Here is a 21,387-nt window from a genome sequence, read left to right on the forward strand (position 1 = left end):
ATCCCTCATGTCCGAGACCGACAACGGCGTCGATCCTCGAACCGCCCGCCGCCGCCCCGGCACCCCGCTCCCGACCCGGCGCGGGATGCTGCTCGCCGGAGCGGGGGCGGGCGCGGGCGCGGCCGGCCTGCTCTGCGGGACGGCCGCCTCCGCGGTGGCCGCTCCCGCGGTGGCCGCCCCGGCCGCCCTCACACCGGCCGGACCGCCCGCGGACCTCGCCCCGTACGCCTCGTACTGGTTCCCGGACTCGCTCCCGGCGGGCACCCCGGGTCCCGGGATCACCTGGCGTTCCCTGCTGCGGTGGACCCCCGAGTCCGACCCCGATCTGGCCCACAACACCGCGACCGTGCCGCTGGCGCCCCGCTTCACCCCGGTGCCGCCGAACACCACGGCCCGCGCCGGCCAGGCCCGTATCGCCTCGCTCGTCTCCTTCGGGAACACGGCCGGCAACCCGGCGCAGGGGGCCCCGACCGCCGACTACTACGCCCTCACCCACTGGGCGTACATCGACGAGCTGGTCTTCTGGGGCGGCTCCTCCGGCGAGGGCATCGTGCTCGCCCCGAACGCGCCCGTCACCGACGCCGCGCACCGCAACGGCGTCCGGGTGATGGGCAACGTGTTCCTGCCGCCGGTCGCCTACGGCGGCGACCTCCGGTGGACCCGCGACCTGGTCCGCCAGGACTCCCTCGGCCGGTTCCCCGTCGCCGAGAAACTGGTGGAGGTGGCGCGGGCGTACGGGTTCGACGGCTGGTTCGTGAACGCCGAGACCGCGGGCGGCGACAGCGAACTCGCGGGCCGGACGCAGCGGTTCCTGCGGGCCCTGCGCGCCGCCGGCGAACCGCACGGCCTGAGCATCACCTGGTACGACGCGATGAACTCCACCGGCGGGGTCGGCTGGCAGGGCGCGCTGAACGAGCTCAACCAGGAGTTCTACGAGGACCGCCGCGGCAAGGTCTCGGACACCATGTTCGTGGACTTCCGCTGGACCCCGGCGAAGCTCGCCGCCTCCGGCGACCTCGCCGACCGGCTCGGCCGCAGCCGCCACGAACTGTGGGCGGCCGTGGACATGGAGTCCAACGGATGGAACTCGAAGGTGAACTGGGACGCGATCGTCCCGCGCGGGGGCGACCACATCGTCTCCTACGGCTTCTACCGGCCGGAGTGGACCCGCAACCATCTCACCGACCGCTCCCCCGGCGCCTTCCACCGCGCCGACGACCGGTTCTGGACGGGCGAGTCCCTCGACCCGGCCCACCCCTCCCCCACGGACGCCTGGCGCGCCCCCGCCACCGTCGTCGCCGACCGGTCCACCGTCACCGCGCTGCCCTTCGCCTGCTCCTTCAACACCGGGCACGGGGAACGCTGGTACGAGGACGGACGGCCCGTCTCCGACACCGGCTGGAACCACCTCGGCCTCCAGGACCGGCTCCCGGGCCGCCGCTGGGCCGTGCACACCACCGGAACCCGCCCCGAGGTCACCCTCGACTTCGCCGGGGCCTGGCGCGGCGGCTCCAGCCTCCTCGTCACCGGTGAGCTCACCGCCCCGGCGACCGTGGGACTGCACGCCACCCGGCTGCCGCTGACCGGCTCCTGCTTCGCCGAGCTGGTCCACCGCACCGAGCGGGGCCCGGTGACCGTCGAGCTCGGCGTGGCCACCCGCGAGCCGTCCGGCCCGGGGCAGGAGGTCCCGTACACCTGGCTGACGGCGGAGACCCTCGGGACCGGGCAGGGCTGGCGCACGACGAGGGTCCGGCTGTCGGAGCTGGCGGGCACCACCGCCCACGCCCTGGCCGTACGGATCACCCGACGCGGGAAGGAGCCGGTGCGCTGGCGGCTCGGCGCGGTGACGGTACGCGAAGCCGCCGCGCGGCCCCGCCCGGCGACTCCGGGCACCCCGGCCGTGTCCGCCTCGGCCCAGCGGTCCGGCAAGGCCGCCGTCCGACTGGCCTGGCAGCGTTCCGCCGGGCCCGTCCGCCATTACGAGGTGTCCCGCGTCCTGCCGGACGGCGCCCGCCGCTTCCTCGGCGGCACCTGCGGAACCGCCCTCTTCCTCCCGTCCGTCGAACGCGCCGGCCGGGAGAAGGCGGCCGTCTTCGAGATCCGGGCCGTGGATGAGCTGTACGCCGTCTCCGCCCCCGCCCGCACCACTCTCACCTGGACCGAAGCCCCCGCGCCGGCGGCGTACGGCTCGGTCCGTTCGAGCCGGTGACCCTGCGGTTCGCTCGGCCCTAGGGGTTCAATCGGGCCCGGCGGTTCAATCGGGCCCGGCGGGTCAATAGGGCAGGGCGGCGGGATCGGTGCGCGGGACGGCCAGCGTCACGCGCAGCCCGTGCGGCGGGTTCTTCTCGTAGGAGAGGGACCCGCCGCCCGCCGCGAGCAGGATGCGGGAGATGGAGAGGCCGAGCCCGGAGCCCTTGATGTTCTGGTGGCGTCCGCTGCGCCAGAACCGGTCCCCGATCCGCAGCAGCTCCTCCTCGGTGAGCCCGGGGCCCCGGTCGGCGACCACGATCAGCACCCGGTCGCCCTCCACGGAGAGCGCCACCTCGACGTCCTCACCCGCGGGAGTGAACTTGAGGGCGTTGTCGATGACGGCGTCGAGGGCGCTGGAGAGCGCGATCGGGTCGGCCCAGCCGGTGGCGGCGCTCCGCCCCGTCCCGGTGAGCCGCACGCCCTTCTCCTCGGCGAACGGACGCCAGGCGGTCACCCGCTCCGCGGCCAGCCCCGCGATGTCTATCAGGCTGATCTCGGCGGCGGCGTGCTCGGCCAGGGCCAGGTCGAGCAGGTCGTCCAGGACCTGGGTCAGGCGCTTGCCCTCGGTCCGCACCGAAGCGATCTCCTCGTTGCCCTCGGGCAGTTCGAGGGCGAGCAGCTCGATCCGCAGGAGCAGCGCGGCGAGCGGGTTGCGCAGCTGGTGGGAGGCGTCGGCGACGAAGGCGCGCTGCTGTTCCAGCACCTCTTCGACGTTGTCGGCCATCTCGTTGAACGAGCGGGCCAGGCGCCGGAGTTCCGGGGGGCCGCCGCCCGCCGCGACGCGGGAGTTCATCCGCCCGGTGGCGATGCCGTGGGCGGCGGCGTCCAGGGTCTGCACGGGCTTGAGCACCCAGCTGGTCAGCCGCAGGGCCGCGCCGAAGGCCACGAGCATGGCCGCGCTGAGCCCGGCGGCGATGAGCAGCCAGCCCCGCAGGGTCCGGGCGCGCATCTGGTCGGTGGGCGACTCGGTGGCGACCACGGCGACCACGTCCCCGTCGAGGACGACCGGGGAGGCGACGAGGAGCTTGCCGTTGGTCTGCCAGGGCCACACCTGGCCGGGGTCGTGGCTGCGGCGTCCGGCGAGCGCCTGGATGAAGGCGTCGTCCGCCTCCCACTCCGCGGGCAGCTTCCACCCGTCGGTGGAGCGGGCGATGGCGGTGCCGTCCCGGCGGAAGATGCCGGCGCGGATCCCGTACAGCTGCTGGTACCGGGCCAGTTCCTGCTTGAGGGTTTCGAGGCGTTCGTCGGCACCGCTGGACTTCGAGCCCTCGGCGTCGATGACGAACTGGGTGAGCGCGGCGAAACGGGCGCTGTCGTCGATCCGGTCGACGACCACCCGCTGCTGCTGTCCCGCGGCCAGGGCCACCGCGAGCGGGAAGCCGAGGGCGAGCAGGACGCCCGCCATCAGGACGACGAGCAGCGGGAGCAGACGGGCGCGCACGACGGGTGGCCGCTAGACGGCGGGCGGCGCGGAGGCGGCGGGCGGGGCGGGGGCCGCCGGGGCGGGCGGTACGACGAGCCGGTAGCCGACACCGCGGACGGTCTCGATGAGGGCCGGCATGCGCAGCTTGGACCGCAGCGAGGCCACGTGCACCTCCAGCGTCCGGCCGGTGCCTTCCCAACTGGTGCGCCAGACCTCGCTGATGATCTGCTCGCGGCGGAAGACCACGCCGGGGCGCTGCGCGAGCAGGGCCAGCAGGTCGAACTCCTTGCGGGTGAGCGCCACGTCGACGCCGTCCACGCTGACCCGGCGGGTGGACAGCTCGATGCCGACGCTCCCGAGCCGGACCACGCCGGGCGTGCCCGCGGTACCGGTGGCCGCGCTCTCATCGGGGGCGCCGGTGCGCCGGGCCACCGCGTGGATGCGGGCGAGGAGTTCGCCGGTGTCGTAGGGCTTGGTGACGTAGTCGTCGGCGCCCATGTTGAGTCCGTGGATGCGCGAACGCACGTCGGCCCGCGCGGTGACCATGATGACGGGCGTGCTGGTGCGCTTGCGGATCTTGCCGCACACCTCGTACCCGTCCTGGTCGGGCAGGCCGAGGTCGAGCAGGATCACCCCGTACGGGGAGGCCTGCGGCGGGGCGCCCGCCGACAGCAGGGCCTGCAGGGCCTCCTCGCCGCTGCGGGCATGGGTGACCTTGAAGCCGTGCCGGGCGAGGATCGCGGACAGGGCGGCGGCGACGTGATCGTCGTCCTCGACGAGCAGCAGTCTCATGTCGTCCCCCTCTCCATCTCTTGATCTCTTCGCGTTCGCATGGCGGACATCATGGGCCACCAAGCATCCACGCCGATGTGGACTCCCACGTCAAGACGGTTCCGGTCCGTCGGGGGTTCCGTTATGGACCCGGTACGGCCACGGCCGGTGCGGGACGCCCGCGAGTACGGAGCGTATCGGTGCGAGGCCGGATCGTTATGCTCAATTCTCCCTCAGATGTGATGACGCTGTGCGCGCCACGTCACTACTGTCCTCCCAACCGAGGAGGACGGAGCCACAAGCCGATGAGCGGAGTATCAGTGACCAAGGACGTGCAGGACGCGGCAGGTGCCGCGGACGACCTGGTCGTGCTGAGCAACGTCAACAAGCACTTCGGCGCGCTGCACGTGCTTCAGGACATCGATCTGAGCATTGCCCGCGGTGAGGTCGTCGTCGTGATCGGCCCTTCGGGGTCGGGCAAGTCCACGCTGTGCCGGACCATCAACCGCCTGGAGACGATCGATTCGGGCAGCATCACCGTCGACGGCAAGCAACTGCCGTCGGAGGGCAAGGCGCTGGCGAAGCTGCGCGCCGATGTGGGCATGGTCTTCCAGTCGTTCAACCTCTTCGCGCACAAGACGGTCCTGCAGAACGTGATGCTGGGCCAGCTCAAGGTCCGCAAGGCGGACTCGGCGGCGGCGACGGAGAAGGCGAAGTCCCTCCTCGACCGGGTGGGTGTCGGCTCGCAGGCCGACAAGTACCCGGCGCAGCTCTCGGGCGGCCAGCAGCAGCGCGTGGCGATCGCACGCGCCCTGGCGATGGACCCGAAGGTGATGCTGTTCGACGAGCCGACCTCGGCCCTCGACCCGGAGATGATCAACGAGGTGCTGGAGGTCATGCAGCAGCTCGCCCGGGAGGGGATGACCATGGTCGTCGTCACGCACGAGATGGGCTTCGCCCGCTCCGCCGCGAACCGGGTCGTCTTCATGGCCGACGGAAAGATCGTCGAAGAGGCCACGCCCGAGCAGTTCTTCAGCAACCCGCGGAGCGACCGCGCCAAGGACTTCCTCTCGAAGATCCTGCACCACTGACCTTCGCATCTGGTAGTGATCCGGTGACGGATCGTCGTCCAGCACGCACGTCGTACGTCGTACGTCCCACTTCACCGCTGTCTCACGTCTCACTTCGAGGGAAGTCCACCATGAAGCTCTCCAAGGTCGGCGCGGCCGCCGCCATCGCCGTTGCTCTCGCCCTGACCGCGACCGCCTGTGGCGGCAGCGACAGCACCAAGCCCGGTGACGCCGGTTCCTCGGCCGGTGCCAAGAAGGACAAGATCGTCATCGGCATCAAGTTCGACCAGCCGGGTGTGGGCCTCAAGACCCCCGACGGCAAGTTCACGGGCTTCGACGTGGACGTGGCGACGTACGTGGCCAAGGAGCTCGGCTACGCGCCGGACCAGATCGAGTTCAAGCAGGCCGTCAGCGCCGAGCGCGAGAACCTGATCGCCAACGGCGACGTGAAGCTGGTCGTCGCGAGCTACTCGATCAACGACAAGCGCAAGGCGCGGGTCGACTTCGCCGGTCCGTACTTCCTCGCGCACCAGGACCTGCTGGTCCGCGCCGACGACACCTCGATCACCAAGGCCGAGGACCTCAACAAGAAGAAGCTCTGCTCGGTCACCGGCTCCACCTCGGCGCAGAACGTCAAGGACAAGCTGGCCCCGCAGGCCGACCTGCAGCAGGTGGGCGGCTACTCCGAGTGCCTGACCGGCCTGGAGAACAAGAACCTCGACGCGCTGACCACGGACAACTCGATCCTGGCCGGCTACGCGGCGCAGGACAAGAACAAGGGCAAGTTCAAGCTGGTCGGGCTGAGCCTGAGCAACGAGAACTACGGCATCGGTCTGAAGAAGGGCGACAAGGAGCTCCAGACCAAGGTCAACGCCGCCATCAAGAAGATGGAGGCCGACGGTGCCTGGGCCGCGGCCATCGAGAAGAACTTCGGCCCGGCCGGCTACAAGGCCGAGCCGGCGCCCGCGGTCACCGAAGGCAGCTGACCCGGCGGCCGGTCCGCCGGCCGATCCATCGGTGAGGAGCGTCGCCGCCCGCCTGCCGCGGGCGGCGCCGTGACCCACCGGCCCACCTGGCCATCCTGGGGAGAGCGCAGGCCATCGTGTTCGATTTTCTTGATTCCGGGCAGTACGACGTGCTCGGAGCCTTCTGGGTGACGGTTCAGCTCACCCTCTACTCGGCCGTCGGGTCCCTGATCTGGGGCACCGTACTGGCCGGGATGCGGGTCAGCCCGGTCCCGCTGATGCGGGGCTTCGCCACCGCGTACGTGAACCTCGTGCGCAACACCCCGCTGACCGTGCTGATCATCGGCTGTTCGCTGGGCCTCAACCAGACCCTCGGCGTCACGCTCGGCGGCGGCACGTTCAAGGAGATCGGCTTCCGGCTCGCGGTCCTCGGGTTCATCGCCTACACCGGCACCTTCGTCTGCGAGGCGATCCGCTCGGGCATCAACACGGTCCCGGTCGGCCAGGCCGAGGCCTCCCGCGCCCTGGGCATGAGCTTCGTCCAGACGCTCACCCTGATCGTGCTCCCGCAGGCCTTCCGAGCGGTCGTCGCACCGCTCGCCAATGTGCTGATCGCCCTCACCAAGAACACCACGGTGGCTGCGGCGATCGGTGTGGCCGAGGCCGCGCTGCTGATGAAGGAGATGGTCGAGAACGAGCCGCAGGACCTCTTCGCCGTCTTCGGCGTCTTCGCCCTCGGATTCGTTCTTCTGACCCTGCCCACCGGCCTGCTCCTGGGCTGGGTGGCCAAGCGCGTGGCGGTGAAGCGATGACCTCGGTGCTGTACGACGCCCCGGGCCCCAAGGCCAAGGCGCGCAACTGGATCTACAGCGGGATCTTCCTCGCCGTGGCCGCCGCCCTCGCATGGTGGGTGGTGTCCGCCTTGGCGGACAAGAACCAGCTCGACGCAGACAAGTGGAGGCCCTTCCTCACCGGCGAGGTGTGGACGACGTTCCTGCTCCCCGGACTCGGCGAGACCCTGCGGGCCGGCGCCATCTCCATGGTGATCGCTCTGCCCCTGGGCGCCCTCCTCGGCATGGGCCGGCTCTCCGACCACGCGTGGGTACGCAGCATCGTGGGCACCTGGGTCGAGTTCTTCCGGGCCATCCCGGTCCTGATGCTGATGCTCTTCGGCTCCGCCTTCTACGTGCAGTACACGGGCGTCGACTCCGAGGTGCGGCCGCTGTACGCGGTGGTCACCGGGCTGGTCCTGTACAACTCCGCGGTCATCGGCGAGATCGTCCGGGCCGGCGTCGAGTCGCTGCCGAAGGGCCAGACCGACGCCGCGAAGGCGATCGGCATGCGCAAGGGCCAGGTCATGACCTACGTCCTGATCCCGCAGGCCGTGACCGCGATGCTGCCCGCGCTGGTCAGCCAGCTCGTGGTGATCCTCAAGGACACCGCCATCGGCGGTGCGGTCCTGGGCCTCGCCGAACTGCTGACCCAGTACCGGCAGATCTCGGCGAACTTCAGCAACACCATCCCGACCCTCATCGTGATCGCGGCGATCTACATCGCGGTGAACTTCGCCCTCACCTCCTTCGCCTCCTGGCTGGAGGGCCGGCTGCGGAAGTCGACGCGGTCCACCGGGGCGATGGTCCCGGTCAGCCAGTTCGACGCGGGCAACAACGCGGGCGGCGGCGCCGCCTGACCGGACCCCCGGCAGAACATCGGACATGCGCTCGAACCCGCGTCCGGCACCCGGCCTGACAGACGGTCAGTACACTTGCGGGACACGTGTGGTGCGGCGGAACTCATCCGTCGCACCACACAGCCTTGTCCGGCCCGGCGTCACTTGACGCAGGCACCTCCAGTGGGTTGCATACGTTCTGTGATCACATACCGGACACCGGGAGCCACATCATGGACCCGGTGATCGTCGTCGGCGCGGGGCCCGTCGGGCTGTCCCTGTCCCTCGCCCTGGCCGGCCAGGGCGTGCCCTGCGTCGTGCTCGACGAGGGATCCGGCAAGGACGAGCTCCGCCCCGCCCGCACCGTCGCCCTGCACGCCGACACCGCCGCGATGGTGCACCGGCTGGGCTGTACGACCCTGCGCGACGAGGGCGCGTACTTCACCGCCTGGCGCACCATGCGCGGCGGCCGCGAGTCCCAGCGGATCACCTTCGAGGACGGCCCGGCGCCGATCCACTTGCCCCAGCACGCCCTGACCCGCGGACTGCGCGACGCCGCCACCGCGCACCCCCTGGTCCAGCTGGTCACCGAGAGCAAGCTCGACGCCCTGGAGCAGGACGACCGCGGGGTCACCGCCCACACCCGGGGCGCCGAGACCACGTGGTGGCGCGGGAGCCACCTGGTCGGCTGCGACGGGGCCCGCTCCACCGTGCGCAAGCTGCTCGGCATCCGCTTCCCCGGCCGCACCGCCGTGGAACGGCACGCCGTGGCCGCCCTGCGCACCGAACTGCCGTGGCCCGGCGAAGCGTTGCTGCACCGCAGCCCGCCCGAGGAAGTCACCGCCCGGCCGCTGGCCGACGGGGTGTACCGGCTGGACTGGCTGCTCCCGGCGCGCGGCGAGCTCGTCACCCCCGACGCGCTGGTGACCCGGATCCGCGACAGCCTCGCGCTGTGGTGCGGGGGCACGACACCCCCGTACGAGCTCCTCGACACCGGAGTCCACACCCTGCACCACCGGCTCGCCCGGCGCTGGCGCGACGGCCGCTGCTTCCTCGCCGGGGACGCCGCGCACCTGCTCGGCGCGCTCGGCACCCAGGGCGTGGAGGAGGGGCTCCGCGACGCGGAGAACCTCGCCTGGAAGCTCTCCCTGGCCTGGCACCAGGGGGCTTCCGAGGAACTCCTCGACAGTTACGAGGCCGAGCGCCGCAGGGCGGTGGCCGCCCGGCTGCGCGCCGCCGACCAGGCCATGCCCGTCCTGCGCACCGGGGGCGGCCTGCGCGCGTACCTCCCCGGAGCCTCGCGCGCCGCGGAACTCCTCCTCACCGACGGCCACTTGGGTCGCGGCCCGCTCGGCGCAGGGCCGGTGTACGCCCCGCCCGTGGCCGTCCACGACGTGCCCACCACCACCGAGCCGGGCGGGCCCGTGGAGAACGTCCCGGTGACCGCGCCCGACGGCTCGACGGTGCCGCTGCGCGACCAGCTGGGGCGGGGCCGGCTCCTCGTCGTCCTCGTCGCCCCGGGCACCGGGGTCTGGGACCGGCGGCACTGGGTGGGCGCAGGCCTGATGCCCCGCCTCGCGGCGGCGGTCTCCGCGCTGCCGGTCCGGGCGGAGCTGCTCGTGGCGGACGGCTACCCGGGGGCCGCGGCGCACACCGTGCTCCTCGTACGACCGGACGGGCATCTCGCCGCCACCTTCGCCGGGGTCCAGCCCGCCGAGCTGTACGAGGCCGCCGACGCGCTCCGGCACGGCGCGCCGGAACCTCCCCCGACCAGGCCGGCCCCCAGGGCACTGCCCGCCGCCGCACCCGTGATCGATTGACCCTCCGGCCGAGTCGTGCTTCACTCGCGGACATGACCGGCAACGACGTACGCCTGTGGCGGAGGGTCCATATGGACCTGCTCCGCTACGCGGGCTGCGTGTGTCGCCCTTCCTGCTGATTCGCCTTCCCTTCGCGCGCCCCCATGTGGATGTGCCGCGCACTCTCGCGAACCCCCAGGACGGTCACCCTCCATGTCTGCACCCACGCACGCCCCTGCCCCGGCCGTCTCGGCGGTCTCGGCGGCGGATCTCCTCGCCTTCACCCGGCGCATCGCCTCCGACCCCGAGCTGATCGCCGCCCTCCCGCTCGACCCCGAGGGCCGGACGTGGATCCGCCTCGACGGCCCCGGCGGCAGCGAGGCCTGGCTGATCGGCTGGCCGCCCGGCACCGGAACCGGCTGGCACGACCACGCCGAGTCGCGGGGCGCGTTCACCACCGCGCGCGGGCGCCTCACGGAGAACTCCCTGGCGGTCCGCCTCCCTTCGGAGGGCTGGCAGTCCCTGTCCCTGGCCCCCGACGTGGACCGCACGCGCGCCCTGGACGCGGGCACCGGGCGGGCCTTCGGCGAGCACCACGTGCACGAGGTGCTGAACGAGTCCGCGACGGAGCACGCGATCTCCGTGCACGCGTACTACCCGCCGCTCCCCCTGATCCGCCGCTACAGCCGCACCGGTCCGGTGCTCACGCTGGAGCAGGTCGAGCGTCCGGCGGACTGGCAGTGAGCGGCATCGACGCGCTGATCGACCGGCTGCGGACCACGTACACCCGCGTGGACGCGGCTCAGGCGCACGCGGAGTCCCTGACCGGGGCCCTGCTGGTCGACATCCGTTACCAGGCCCTGCGCGAGCGGGACGGACTCATCCCGGGGGCGCTCGTGATCGAGCGCAACGAACTGGAATGGCGCCTCGACCCCGAAGGCTCCCACCGCCTCCCGGAGGCGGTGGACCACGACATCCGCGTCATCGTCATCTGCAACGAGGGCTACGCCTCCACCCTCGCGGCGGCCTCCCTCCACGCCCTGTCCCTCCCCCGCGCAACGGACCTCACGGGCGGCTTCCAGGCCTGGAAGGCCGCGGGCCTCCCCGTGGCTCCTTGACGCACCCCTCGCGCCGCCGCGCGGGCTTCGCGCCGCCGCGCCGGGGCTGGGGGCGGCCCTCGGGTGTACCGCTGCGACCGTTGCCGCTACGCGGGGCCGGGCCCTCCGCCAGAGCCGGGCTGCGGGTGTGCCGCTGCGCGGGGCGGAGTTCCCCGCTGCGGCCCTTTTCCGCTGCGGGGGGCAAGGTCCCCGCTGTAACCCTTTGCCGCTGCGCGGGGCAAGGTCCCCTACCCGCCCTTCCACCGTTCCCAGGGCGCTGCCCTGACCCGGTCCTCAAGCGCCGGACGGGCTGGGAAGGGGTCCCGGGCTGCGCCCGGACCCCCTGGGGCTCCGCCCCAGACCCCGCTCCTCAAACGCCGGCGAGGCTGAATGAGCCCGGTCCGGGAGGCGCCGGGGGCTGGCCCCCGGCAACGGGTCCGGGCGGAGCCCGGGGAACGGGCGAAGGGCGGGTAGGGGACCCAGCCCCGCAGGGCCAACCCACCCGCACCCGCCCACCGGCCCCGCCACAGGCGGCCATGGCGCCACAGCCGACCAGCCACCGCCGGACAGAGTCCGGCGCAGCGGCGCGAAGCCCGCGCAGCGGTGCGAGCGGCGCGTCGGAAAGGTGCCCCGCCGGCGCCTGAGGCGCGAGGGGCCAAAGGGGGGAGCCCACGGGCGGAGTCGCGAGGGCTAGGCCTTGGCCGTCGCCAGGTCCACCGGGCGGGGCCGCATCGCCACCCGCCCGGCGAAGCCCGTGGCGCACAGCGCCACCAGCCCCGCCCCGCCCACGACCATCGCGTACACCAGCGGAAGCACCACCGCCCCCGCCGTCCCCGTCATGCCCACGCTGAACGCGGTGAGGACCGCCAGCGAGATCCCCGACCCCAGCACCACCCCCATCAGGAGCACCGCCAGCGCCTCCACCCGCAGCATGCCCCGCAGTTGCCGCCGCGTCGCGCCCGCGAGCCTCAGCATCGCGAACTCCCGCAGCCGCTCCCCCGTGGACATCGCCAGGGTGTTGGCCACCGCGATCGCGGTGAAGGCCAGGACGAGCCCCATCGCCAGCAGGTTGATCTCCGCCCCGGCCGCCTGCCGCCCGGCCCGCGCGCCGTCCGCTTCGGCCGCCGACAGCACGGCCACGCCGGGGTAATCCCGTACCGCCGAGGCGAGCGCTTCCCGCGCCGCCGGCCCCGCCACCAGCACGCTCGAAGCCAGCGGATCGTCCACGTGGGCGGCCACCAGACCGTGCGGCAGCGTCACGTCCCCGAAGCCCAGCCCGCGCGCGTACACCGCGGACACGGTCAGGGCGACCGGCGTGCCGTCCCCCAGCGTCAGCGCGAGCGGGCCGCCCGGCTTCAGGCCCAGCTGGTCCGCGGCCAGATCGCTCACCGCGACGCTCTTCTCCCCGAATCCCGCCAGGCTTCCGGCCGTCACCCCGGGGTCCCAGGTCCTGTCGAGCCCGGCCGGGGTCACGCCCTGCGCCGCGTACTTCGTCAGCCCCACCCGGATCGAGGTGTGCACGATCTCGGTGGCCGCGAGGACCCCGGGGGTCCGGCGGATCCGCTCGGCGGCGGCGCCGGGAACCCCCGGCCCCCGGCCCTGGAGCACCCACTCGGCCCGTACGCCCTCACGGGCCTGCGCCCGGGCGGCGTCGCCGAGCGTCGGCGTGACGAAGAGCACCGTGCAGGCCATCCCGATCAGCAGGGTGAGCGGGGTGACGGCGGAGGCCATCCGGGTCGCGTTGCCGCGCAGGTTCGCGGTGGCCAGCCGGCCGCCCGGGCCGGCGAGCCGCAGCGGCCCGGCGAGCAGCGCGGCCGCGCCCTTGACGATCAGCGGGCCCAGCAGGGAGACGGCTCCGGCGAGCACCACGACGGCGAGGAAGGTGACCGGAGTCGAAGCCGGCTCGGTGCGCAGCGTACTGAGTACGGCGACCAGCACCACCCCGGCCGCCAGCAGCAGCGCCCCGGCGACGAGCCGCGCCCAGGTGGGCCGGCTCCGCTCGACGGCGGCCTCGGCCAGTGCCTCGGCGGGACGCACGCGGGCCACGCGCCGTGCGGTGATCCGGGCCGCGGCCCATGCTCCGAGCAGGCTCGCGCCGACGGCGGCGATCATCGGGAAGATCCCGGCGGTGCGCTCCAGCGTCACGGGGACGACGCCCGCGTCGACGAAGCGGCCGTGCAGCCAGGCGGCCAGCGGCAGTCCGGCCAGGGCTCCGGCGATTCCGGCGGCGAACCCCACGAGCAGCGCCTCGCGGCCGATCATGCGCCGGAGCTGCCGGGGCGTGGCGGCGATGGCGCGGAGCAGGGCGAGTTCGCGGTGGCGCTGCTGGATCGACAGGGAGAAGGTGCCGACGACCACGAGGACCGCCACGAGGAGCGAGGTGCCGCCCATCGCGCCCCCCATGGAGACCAGCTTGATCCGGGCGCCGGCCGCGTCGAGGAACTCCACGGGGCCCCGCTGGTCGCCGGTGGCCACCTGCGCGGTGGTGCCCTGGAGCGCCTGGCGGATCCGCCCGGCCAGCTCGCCGGGGTCCACTCCGGCCTCGGGCAGTACCCCGATGGCGCTGACCCGGCCGTCGCGGGCGGCGAGCCGCTGCGCCTCGGCGTCGCCGAAGAACAGCGCGCTCTGGTGCGCCAGGCTCCCGCCGGAAGTGGCCGGATCCGCGATCCCGCTGACCGTATAGGTCTTCGGCGCGCTGGTGGACTGCACGGTGAGCTCGGAACCGGGCTTCAGGGACGCGCGGGCGGCGAGTCCACGGTCGACGACGACCTCGTCACCACCGTGGGGGGCGCGGCCTTCGGCGAGCGCGAAGGGGGTGAGCGCGGCCGAACTCCAGGCGTGCCCGTACGAGGGCTTCGCGCCTTCGCCGCCCGGGGTGAGCGGCACGGCCTGGAAGGTGAGCTCGGGCACGGCCCGCTCGACTCCGGGCACCGCGCGGACGGTGTCCACGGTGGCGGCCGGCAGCCAGGCCCGTTCGGCGACGGGCTTGGCCTTGTGCTTGGTCTTGACCTTCGGCGGATCGCCCTTCTTCACCTTGACCGTCGTCGCGTGGACGTTCTGGTCGGCGGAGACGACCACCGGGGCGCCCGCGTAGCGCTCGGTGGCGATCGTGCCGCGCAGGCCCGTCTCCAGGAGGGTTCCGCAGGCGGTCACGAGGGCCGCCGCGCACAGCAGGGCGAGGAAGGCGCCGAGGAAACCGGCTTTGCGGTGCCTGACGGTCTGGAGTGCGTAGCGCAGCATCATGGGGAAAACTCTGCCGCCGGGGCCGCCTTGAGACATTGGAGCGCCCCGGCGTCCCCGGCCGGGGGCTAGCCCCACCCACGTGCCACACCCCCTGCCCCCGGGGGCCGCGGGTCACCTCGTCAGACCATCACGCATCAACCATCGACCGTCAGCCCATCAGGCCGTCGGGGTCTTCGCCTTCCGCCTCCAGTGCGCGACGGACCACCCGCAGGGCCATGCCCTCGGGGTACCCCTTGCGGGCGAGCATTCCGGCGAGGCGCCGGATCCGCTTGTCCCGCTCCAGGCCCCGGGTCGCGCGGAGCTTGCGCTCCACGAGCTCCCGGGCGGTCTCCTCCTCCTGGTCGGAGTCGAGCTGTTCCAGGGCCTCCTGTACGAGGGTGGGCGCCACCCCCTTGGTACGGAGCTCCTGCGCGAGCGCCCGGCGGGCCAGCCCCCGTCCCCGGTGCCGGGACTCGACCCAGGCCCCGGCGAAGGCGGCGTCGTCGATCAGGCCCACCTCCTCGAACCGGGAGAGGACCTGCTCGGACACCTCCTCGGGGATGTCCCGCTTGGCCAGGGCGTCCGCGAGCTGCCGCCGGGTGCGCGGCATCCCCGTGAGCAGGCGCAGACAGATCGCCCGCGCCTGCTCCTCGGGACTCTGGGGCGGCAGTTCCGGGCGGGCCTCCCGGCCCTCCCGACCCTCCCGGTCCCCCCAGCCTTCCGAGCGGCGGCGGCCCCGGCGACTGCCCTCGCGGCGGTCTTCAGCCCCGTCCGCGCCGTCCGCGCCGCCCCTTTCCTGCTCCCACACGGGTCAGCTCTTGGCGACGGCGGCCTTGACCGCGGTCTTGGCCTTCGACGCGGGAGCGGGCACGGCCGCGGTCTCGGCGGACGCGTCCGCGCCGGCCTCGGCAGCGGCCGGCGCGGCGGCGTCCTTGCGGATGCCGACGCCCAGCTTCTCCTTGATCTTCCGCTCGATCTCGTCGGACAGGGCGGGGTTGTCGCAGAGGAACTTGCGCGCGTTCTCCTTGCCCTGGCCGAGCTGGTCGCCCTCGTACGTGTACCAGGCACCGGCCTTGCGGACGAAGCCGTGCTCCACGCCCATGTCGATCAGGCCGCCCTCGCGGCTGATCCCGTGGCCGTAGAGGATGTCGAACTCGGCCTGCTTGAAGGGCGGCGCGACCTTGTTCTTGACGACCTTGACGCGGGTGCGGTTGCCGACCGCGTCCGTGCCGTCCTTGAGGGTCTCGATGCGGCGGATGTCGAGGCGCACGGAGGCGTAGAACTTCAGCGCGCGGCCACCGGTGGTGGTCTCCGGCGAGCCGAACATCACACCGATCTTCTCGCGGAGCTGGTTGATGAAGATCGCGGTGGTCTTGGACTGGTTGAGCGCACCGGTGATCTTCCGGAGGGCCTGGCTCATCAGACGGGCCTGGAGACCCACGTGCGAGTCACCCATCTCGCCCTCGATCTCCGCGCGCGGCACGAGCGCCGCGACGGAGTCGATGACGATGAGGTCCAGCGCACCGGAGCGGACCAGCATGTCCACGATCTCCAGCGCCTGCTCGCCGGTGTCCGGCTGGGACAGGATGAGGTTGTCGGTGTCGACGCCGAGGGCCTTGGCGTACTCGGGGTCGAGCGCGTGCTCGGCGTCCACGAAGGCCACGGTGCCGCCGGCCTTCTGCGCGTTGGCCACGGCATGCAGCGTCAGGGTCGTCTTACCGGAGGACTCCGGGCCGTACACCTCGATGACACGGCCGCGCGGCAGTCCACCGACGCCGAGCGCGATGTCCAGCGCGGTCGATCCGGTGGGGATGACCTCGATGGGGTCGTTCGGCTTGTCGCCGAGACGCATCACGGCACCCTTGCCGAACTGCCGTTCAATCTGTGCGAGCGCGGCTTCGAGAGCCTTCTCGCGGTCGTTGCCTGCTGCCATGGGTTCCACCCGATTTGCTTGAGTCGATCGCTTCACGCCATTGACGCTAACGCCTGCCACTGACAACGCGGTCCCACGTCCGTTTTGACTGTGGATAACCCATGAGAATGCGTGTTCGATTTCCCTGTCAAGCGCGCCACGCCGGACCCGTACGCCCCACCGGCGGCTGGCATGATCCACTCCCATGACGGACGACACCACCAGCATGTTCCCCGCCGGCCGCACCGCGCTCATCGTGCGGATGCCCGAAGCGGAACCCGTCGTACGGGACTGGCAGGAACGGATCGACCCCGCGACCCGGGCCGGGGCCGGGGTCCCGGCGCACGTGAGCGTGCTCTACCCGTTCCTCCAGGAGCACCTGATCGACGCCTCGATCCTCGCCGGGATCGCTGCGGCCCTGAGCCCCCACCACGCCTTCGACCTGCGCTTCGAGCGGACCGGCCGGTTCCCGGGGATGCTCTACCTCGCCCCGGAGCCGGACGCCCCGCTGCGCCGCCTGACCCGCGCGATCACCGGGCGCTGGCCGGACGTCCGGCCCTACGGCGGCCGCTACCCGGATCCGGTCCCGCACCTCACGGTGGCCCAGCGCGCCCCCGAGGCCGACCTGGACGCCGCAGAGGCGGACCTGAACGGCCGGCTGCCCCTCACCGCCCGCGCCCGCGCCGTCGACCTGGTGGCCTACGACGGGACGGCCTGGCGCGAGCGCGCGAGCTTCACCCTGCGGGAACCAGGAAAGTGACAACCCAAGGTTGACACCCTTTCGACTGTCAACCTAGGGTTGCCTCTATGACGAACCCTTCGGTGGAACCCGTTCGCATGACCAATCCGGTACGCCTCGACGACCTCATCGAGGCCATCAAGAAGGTCCACACCGACACCCTGGAGCAGCTCAGTGGCGCGGTCGTCGCCGCCGAGTCCCTCGGGGACGTCGCCGACCACCTCATCGGCCACTTCGTCGACCAGGCCCGCCGCTCCGGCGCCTCCTGGACCGACATCGGCCGCAGCATGGGCGTCACCCGCCAGGCCGCCCAGAAGCGCTTCGTCCCCAAGGCCGACAAGGCCGGGGAGGGCGCCGAAGCCGACGCCGCGCAGGGCTTCGGCCGGTTCACGCCGCGCGCCCGCAACGTCGTCGTCACCGCCCAGAACGAGGCCCGCGCGGCCGGCAACGCCGAGATCGGCGCCGCGCACCTGATCCTGGGGCTGCTCGCCGACACCGAGTCCCTCGCCTCGCTCGTCCTGCGGGGACAGGGGGTCGCCCTGGAGGACGTGCGCGCCGCCGCGACCGCCTCCCTGCCGGCCGCCGCCGGGGAGCTGCCCGCGCTCGTGCCCTTCGACGCCACCGCCAAGAAGGCCCTCGAACTCACCTTCCGCGAATCGCTGCGCCTGGGCCACGCCTACGTCGGCACCGAGCACATCCTGCTCGCGCTCCTCGAACTCGAGGACGGCGAAGGCGTGCTGTCCTCCCTCGGCATCGACAAGGCCGCCACCGAGGCGGCCGTCACCGACGCCCTGGAATCCGTACTCGGCGACGCCGGGGCTCAGTAACACCCGTACCGCTCCCTCCGGGGGCGTCCTCCCCCGTCACCGCGTACCGCGTCACGTACGCGCCGAGGAAGGCCTGCATCGTGGCGACGGCCGGGATCGCGATGAGCGCCCCGACCGCGCCCAGCAGGGCGGTGCCGGCGATGACCGATCCGAAGGCCACCGCCGGGTGGATGTCGACGGTCTTCGAGGTGAGCTTCGGCTGGAGCACGTAGTTCTCGAACTGCTGGTACACCACCACGAATCCGAGGACGTACAGCGCGTACCAGGGGTTGACCGTGAAGGCGAGCAGCATCGGCAGCGCACCCGCCAGGTAGGTGCCGATGGTGGGAATGAACTGCGAGACCAGCCCCACCCACACCGCGAGCGCGGGCGCGTACGGCACGCCCAGCACCGCGAGGACGATGTAGTGCGCGATCCCGGAGATCAGCGCCATCAGCCCGCGCGAGTAGAGGTATCCGCCCGTCTTCGTGACGGCGATCTCCCACGCGCGCAGCACCTCCGCCTGCTTCCTGGGAGGCAGTACGGAGCACAGCGCGCGGCGCAGTCGCGGCCCGTCGGCGGCGAAGTAGAAGGAGAACAGGCCGATCGTCAGCAGCTTGAACAGTCCGCCGAGCACGGTGGCGGACACGTCGAGCACGCCGCTCGCGCTGTTCTGCACGTACTTCTGCAGCCAGTCCGAGTGCAGGAGGCTGTCCTGGATGTCCAGCCGGGACAGGTCCGTGTGGAAGGTGTCGTTGATCGAGCCGATCAGCGAGTCGAGATAGCCGGGGAAGCCTTCCACCAGGTCGACGATCTGTGCGGCGAGGACCGAGCCGAGCAGGACGACGAAACCGACGGCGCCGACGAACACCCCGAGGAACACCAGGAAGGTGGCGAGCCCGCGGCGCACGCCGCGGGCCGCCATCCGGGCCACGGCCGGTTCGATCGCGAGCGCGAGGAAGAACGCGATCAGGATGTTGACGAGCAGCCCGATGAGCTGGTGGAAGGCCCAGCTGCCGAGCTGGAAGCAGGCCACCAGGGCCAGTACGAGGACCACCGCGCGCGGCAGCCAGCGCGGCATCCGGGCATCCGGCGGAGCCGGTTCGGCGGTGCCGCCCGGCCCCTCGGGTCCTCCCCTTGCGGGGCCTGCGGCCGAGGGGTCCGCCGCGGCCGCCGGGCCCGTCGGCGGCGCGCTCCGGGGGGCTTCGGGCCGGTCGGTCGTCTCATCACTGGCTGCCACGCCGACCAGTCTGTCCCACCGGCGCCGCGAACCACGAAGCGTTCGCCGCGGACCGGCCCGGGAGAGGCCGTCCGGGAGCCGGAACGACCCGCGCGACGGCCGGTGTACGGGCCTGCCGGGCGCGCCGCGCTAGCGCAGCGAGGCGGGCACGTCCACCGCCGAACACACCGCGCGCCACACGTCCTTGGTCTCCCAGCCCGCGTCCAGCGCCTCGTGGACCGTGCGTCCCCCGAGCTCCGTCATGACGTGGTCCCGCGCGAAGGAGTCCGCGTAGCCCGCGCCGAAGTGCTCGGCCATCCGCTCCCAGAAAATCGTCAACCGCATGCCTCCAGTATCCCGCCCCGGAGAGTGCACCCTCCCCGTTCGGGCCACCTCCGCGCGGCCCCGGCCCCTACGGTTCCTGGCATGCCTGGAGACGAAGCCCGCGCCCCGGCGGCGACCACAGCGACGACGGTGACCACGGCGACGGCGACGAGCGCGCTCGCCCGTGCCGAGCGGTTCATCTGGCTCACGGCCCGCGTGCTGGAGCAGCGGCGGTTCGCGTTCCACTTCCTCGGCGGGGACGCCGACCCGGTGGACACCGCCCTCGGCGCCTATCTGGGCGGTGACGGCGGCTACGGCCACGCCCTCGACCCGGATCTGCGCGGTCCGCTGAGCCACCCGCTGCACACCGCCCACGCCCTGCGCGTCCTGGACGGCCTGGGCCGCTGCGCCGGACAGCGCATCGAGCGGCTCTGCGCCCACCTGACCCGGGTCTCCACCCCGGACGGGGCGCTCCCGGCGACCGCTCCGGGCGCCGGCGGCTACCCGGCGGCCCCCCACCACCCGCTGCAGGACGATCCGCCGGGCGACCTGCTGGCCACCGGCCCCGTCGTCGGGATCCTGCACCGCAACCGGGTGTGGCACGCGTGGCTGTTCCGTGCGACGGACTTCTGCTGGGACCGGGTGGAGAACCTGCACCACTGGCACCCGGACGAGGTCCGCGGCGCGGTGGCCTTCCTGGACGGGGTCCCCGACCGGGCCCGGGCCGCGGCGGCCGCCGACCGGCTGGGCCGCCTCGTCCGCGAGCAGCGGCTCGTCGTGCTGGACTCCGTACCGGCACCGGACTCCGCGCCGGCCCCGGCGGCGCCGGGCGAGGACCTGTACCCGTACGACTTCGCCCGCCGCCCGGAGTCCCTCGCCCGCGGCTGGTTCACGGACGCGGAGCTGTACGGCTCGCTGCGCTTCCTGGCCGGCCTGCAGCAGCCGGACGGCGGCTGGCCGGCGGGCCGCGGGGCCTGGGCGCCGGGCAGCTCGCTGGAGCGGCGCCCGATCGCCACGCTGGAGGCGCTGCTGACCCTGCGCGCGTACGGCCGCCTCCCCGCTGCGGCTAGCCTCCCAGGGCCCGCAGCCCCGCGGTGACGGCCACGGCCGCCGCGACCACGACGAGGAACGGGGCCCGCAGCAGCAGCGCGACCGCGGCGGCCGCGAGCCCGGCGGCGCGGGCGTCCAGTACGAGCTGCTGCCCGGTGGCGAAGGTCTGCTGCGCGGTGAGCGCGGCGAGCAGCGCGACCGGCAGGAGGGCGGCGAGCTTGCGCACCGCGGGCCGCTCCAGGGCGCCGGCGGGGACGAGCAGTCCGGCGAGCTTCACGGCGTAGCAGCCGAGGACGGTGAGCCCGATGGCGATCCAGACGTTCACGAGCGGCGTCCCTTCATCCACAGCACGATCGGCGCGGCCAGCGCCGCGATCAGTACGGGCACCCCGGCGGGCAGTACGGGCAGCAGGCCCAGCCCGAGGACGAGGGCGAGCGCGGCGACGGCCCGCTCGGTGCCGCTCTTCAGCATCGGCGCGAGCAGCGCCAGGAACACGGCGGGCCCGGCGGCGTCCAGCCCCCACGCGCGGGTGTCCCCGATGGCCTCGGCGCCGAGCGCGCCGAGCAGGGTGGTGAGGTTCCACAGGACGTAGAGGCTCAGCCCGGTCACGGTGAAGCCGAGCCGCGCGGACTTGCGGTCGGGCTGGGCCAGGGCCACCGCGGTGGTCTCGTCGATCACCCAGTGCGCGGCGAACGGGCGTACGCCCTTGGGCAGCGCGAGCAGCTGGGACAGCCGCAGCCCGTAGAAGGCGTTGCGGGTCCCGAGGAAGAATGCCCCGGCGGCGGCCGTGAACGGGTTTCCGCCCGCAGCCAGTGCTCCGACCAGCGCGAACTGCGAGGCCCCGGTGAACACCAGCAGGCTCAGCACGCAGGCCTGGAGGGTGCTGACCCCGGCCCCGGCGGCGGTCACCCCGAAGGCGAAGCCGGACAGCCCGACCGCCACTCCGACACCGAGCGCGTCCCGGACCACGGCGGCGCGCGGCTTGTCCACCACGGGCGCGCCGGGAGCCGCCCCGCCGGGGGCCTCCCGGTCGGGTTCTTCTCGTATGACCATCCGCTGTTCTCCCACGCC

21 protein-coding genes are annotated in these 21,387 nt (G+C 73.1%); 12 read left to right on the forward strand and 9 right to left on the reverse strand.

Features of this window, described 5'->3' with window-relative positions; genetic code table 11:
* The first annotated feature begins 7 nt into the window (after positions 1–7).
* Positions 8–2,209, forward strand: a complete 2,202-nt coding sequence (locus tag ACFYYB_RS31000; RefSeq protein WP_389439385.1) for an endo-beta-N-acetylglucosaminidase — start codon at positions 8–10, stop codon at positions 2,207–2,209.
* 63 nt (positions 2,210–2,272) lie between these two features.
* Here ACFYYB_RS31000 and ACFYYB_RS31005 read toward each other — a convergent pair whose 3' ends face one another.
* Both ACFYYB_RS31005 and ACFYYB_RS31010 read right to left on the reverse strand, forming a co-directional pair.
* Positions 2,273–3,691: an ATP-binding protein gene (locus tag ACFYYB_RS31005; protein WP_389439387.1), complete on the reverse strand. Its 1,419-nt coding sequence runs from the start codon at positions 3,689–3,691 to the stop codon at positions 2,273–2,275.
* Between the two features lie 12 nt (positions 3,692–3,703).
* Complete coding sequence (locus ACFYYB_RS31010) at positions 3,704–4,465, reverse strand: response regulator transcription factor (RefSeq protein ID WP_389439389.1); 762 nt, start codon at positions 4,463–4,465, stop codon at positions 3,704–3,706.
* A gap of 284 nt (positions 4,466–4,749) precedes the next feature.
* Here ACFYYB_RS31010 and ACFYYB_RS31015 point away from each other — a divergent pair, with 284 nt between their 5' ends.
* The 8 genes from ACFYYB_RS31015 (at position 4,750) to ACFYYB_RS31050 (ending at position 11,065) form a co-directional block, all read left to right on the forward strand.
* Positions 4,750–5,535, forward strand: a complete 786-nt coding sequence (locus tag ACFYYB_RS31015; protein ID WP_389439391.1) for an amino acid ABC transporter ATP-binding protein — start codon at positions 4,750–4,752, stop codon at positions 5,533–5,535.
* A 110-nt stretch (positions 5,536–5,645) separates the two neighbouring features.
* Positions 5,646–6,500 (forward strand): glutamate ABC transporter substrate-binding protein, encoded by an 855-nt coding sequence (locus tag ACFYYB_RS31020; RefSeq protein ID WP_389439393.1) that lies wholly within the window; start codon positions 5,646–5,648, stop codon positions 6,498–6,500.
* 116 nt (positions 6,501–6,616) lie between these two features.
* Positions 6,617–7,291, forward strand: coding sequence for an amino acid ABC transporter permease (locus ACFYYB_RS31025; protein ID WP_382973383.1), 675 nt, complete (start codon positions 6,617–6,619; stop codon positions 7,289–7,291).
* The gene (locus tag ACFYYB_RS31030) at positions 7,288–8,169 is read left to right on the forward strand and encodes an amino acid ABC transporter permease (RefSeq protein ID WP_389439395.1); all 882 of its coding nucleotides are present in this window, start codon (positions 7,288–7,290) and stop codon (positions 8,167–8,169) included. The genes ACFYYB_RS31025 and ACFYYB_RS31030 overlap by 4 nt, the downstream gene beginning before the upstream one ends.
* A gap of 212 nt (positions 8,170–8,381) precedes the next feature.
* Positions 8,382–9,968, forward strand: a complete 1,587-nt coding sequence (locus ACFYYB_RS31035; protein ID WP_389439397.1) for an FAD-dependent monooxygenase — start codon at positions 8,382–8,384, stop codon at positions 9,966–9,968.
* Positions 9,969–10,000: 32 nt separating this feature from the next.
* Positions 10,001–10,087, forward strand: coding sequence for a putative leader peptide (locus tag ACFYYB_RS31040; RefSeq protein ID WP_311318651.1), 87 nt, complete (start codon positions 10,001–10,003; stop codon positions 10,085–10,087).
* Positions 10,088–10,160: 73 nt separating this feature from the next.
* Positions 10,161–10,691 (forward strand): cysteine dioxygenase, encoded by a 531-nt coding sequence (locus tag ACFYYB_RS31045; RefSeq protein ID WP_389439399.1) that lies wholly within the window; start codon positions 10,161–10,163, stop codon positions 10,689–10,691.
* Entirely contained in the window at positions 10,682–11,065 is a 384-nt protein-coding gene (locus ACFYYB_RS31050) for a rhodanese-like domain-containing protein (RefSeq protein WP_389439470.1), read from the forward strand. Before ACFYYB_RS31045 ends, ACFYYB_RS31050 begins: the two co-directional genes overlap by 10 nt.
* A 669-nt stretch (positions 11,066–11,734) precedes the next feature.
* On the opposite strand, the gene ACFYYB_RS31055 is transcribed toward ACFYYB_RS31050, so the two are convergent.
* From ACFYYB_RS31055 to recA, 3 genes are all read right to left on the reverse strand, one after another.
* Positions 11,735–14,287, reverse strand: a complete 2,553-nt coding sequence (locus tag ACFYYB_RS31055) for an FtsX-like permease family protein (protein ID WP_389439401.1) — start codon at positions 14,285–14,287, stop codon at positions 11,735–11,737.
* A 148-nt stretch (positions 14,288–14,435) separates the two neighbouring features.
* Complete coding sequence (recX, locus tag ACFYYB_RS31060; RefSeq protein ID WP_389439403.1) at positions 14,436–15,074, reverse strand: recombination regulator RecX; 639 nt, start codon at positions 15,072–15,074, stop codon at positions 14,436–14,438.
* 3 nt (positions 15,075–15,077) lie between these two features.
* Positions 15,078–16,199: a recombinase RecA gene (recA, locus tag ACFYYB_RS31065; protein WP_389439405.1), complete on the reverse strand. Its 1,122-nt coding sequence runs from the start codon at positions 16,197–16,199 to the stop codon at positions 15,078–15,080.
* A gap of 184 nt (positions 16,200–16,383) precedes the next feature.
* On the opposite strand from recA, the gene ACFYYB_RS31070 reads away from it, so the two are divergent.
* Entirely contained in the window at positions 16,384–16,938 is a 555-nt protein-coding gene (locus ACFYYB_RS31070) for a 2'-5' RNA ligase family protein (protein WP_389439407.1), read from the forward strand.
* A gap of 47 nt (positions 16,939–16,985) precedes the next feature.
* On the forward strand, positions 16,986–17,744 hold the full coding sequence (locus tag ACFYYB_RS31075) for a Clp protease N-terminal domain-containing protein (RefSeq protein ID WP_389439409.1): 759 nt from the start codon (positions 16,986–16,988) through the stop codon (positions 17,742–17,744).
* On the opposite strand, the gene ACFYYB_RS31080 is transcribed toward ACFYYB_RS31075, so the two are convergent.
* Together ACFYYB_RS31080 and ACFYYB_RS31085 are read right to left on the reverse strand one after the other, a co-directional pair.
* Complete coding sequence (locus tag ACFYYB_RS31080) at positions 17,698–18,804, reverse strand: AI-2E family transporter (RefSeq protein ID WP_389439472.1); 1,107 nt, start codon at positions 18,802–18,804, stop codon at positions 17,698–17,700. The two genes, ACFYYB_RS31075 and ACFYYB_RS31080, sit on opposite strands and share 47 nt — an antisense overlap.
* 288 nt (positions 18,805–19,092) lie before the next feature.
* Positions 19,093–19,287, reverse strand: coding sequence for a DUF3046 domain-containing protein (locus tag ACFYYB_RS31085; protein WP_254386113.1), 195 nt, complete (start codon positions 19,285–19,287; stop codon positions 19,093–19,095).
* An 81-nt stretch (positions 19,288–19,368) separates the two neighbouring features.
* Here ACFYYB_RS31085 and ACFYYB_RS31090 point away from each other — a divergent pair, with 81 nt between their 5' ends.
* Entirely contained in the window at positions 19,369–20,364 is a 996-nt protein-coding gene (locus tag ACFYYB_RS31090) for a hypothetical protein (RefSeq protein WP_389439411.1), read from the forward strand.
* Here ACFYYB_RS31090 and ACFYYB_RS31095 read toward each other — a convergent pair.
* Complete coding sequence (locus ACFYYB_RS31095; RefSeq protein WP_389439413.1) at positions 20,333–20,641, reverse strand: AzlD domain-containing protein; 309 nt, start codon at positions 20,639–20,641, stop codon at positions 20,333–20,335. The two genes, ACFYYB_RS31090 and ACFYYB_RS31095, sit on opposite strands and share 32 nt — an antisense overlap.
* On the reverse strand, positions 20,638–21,369 hold the full coding sequence (locus ACFYYB_RS31100) for an AzlC family ABC transporter permease (protein ID WP_389439415.1): 732 nt from the start codon (positions 21,367–21,369) through the stop codon (positions 20,638–20,640). The genes ACFYYB_RS31095 and ACFYYB_RS31100 overlap by 4 nt, the downstream gene beginning before the upstream one ends.
* Between the last annotated feature and the right edge of the window lie 18 nt (positions 21,370–21,387).

The sequence above is a fragment of the Streptomyces sp. NPDC002886 genome, from assembly GCF_042888445.1.
Taxonomy (GTDB): domain Bacteria; phylum Actinomycetota; class Actinomycetes; order Streptomycetales; family Streptomycetaceae; genus Streptomyces.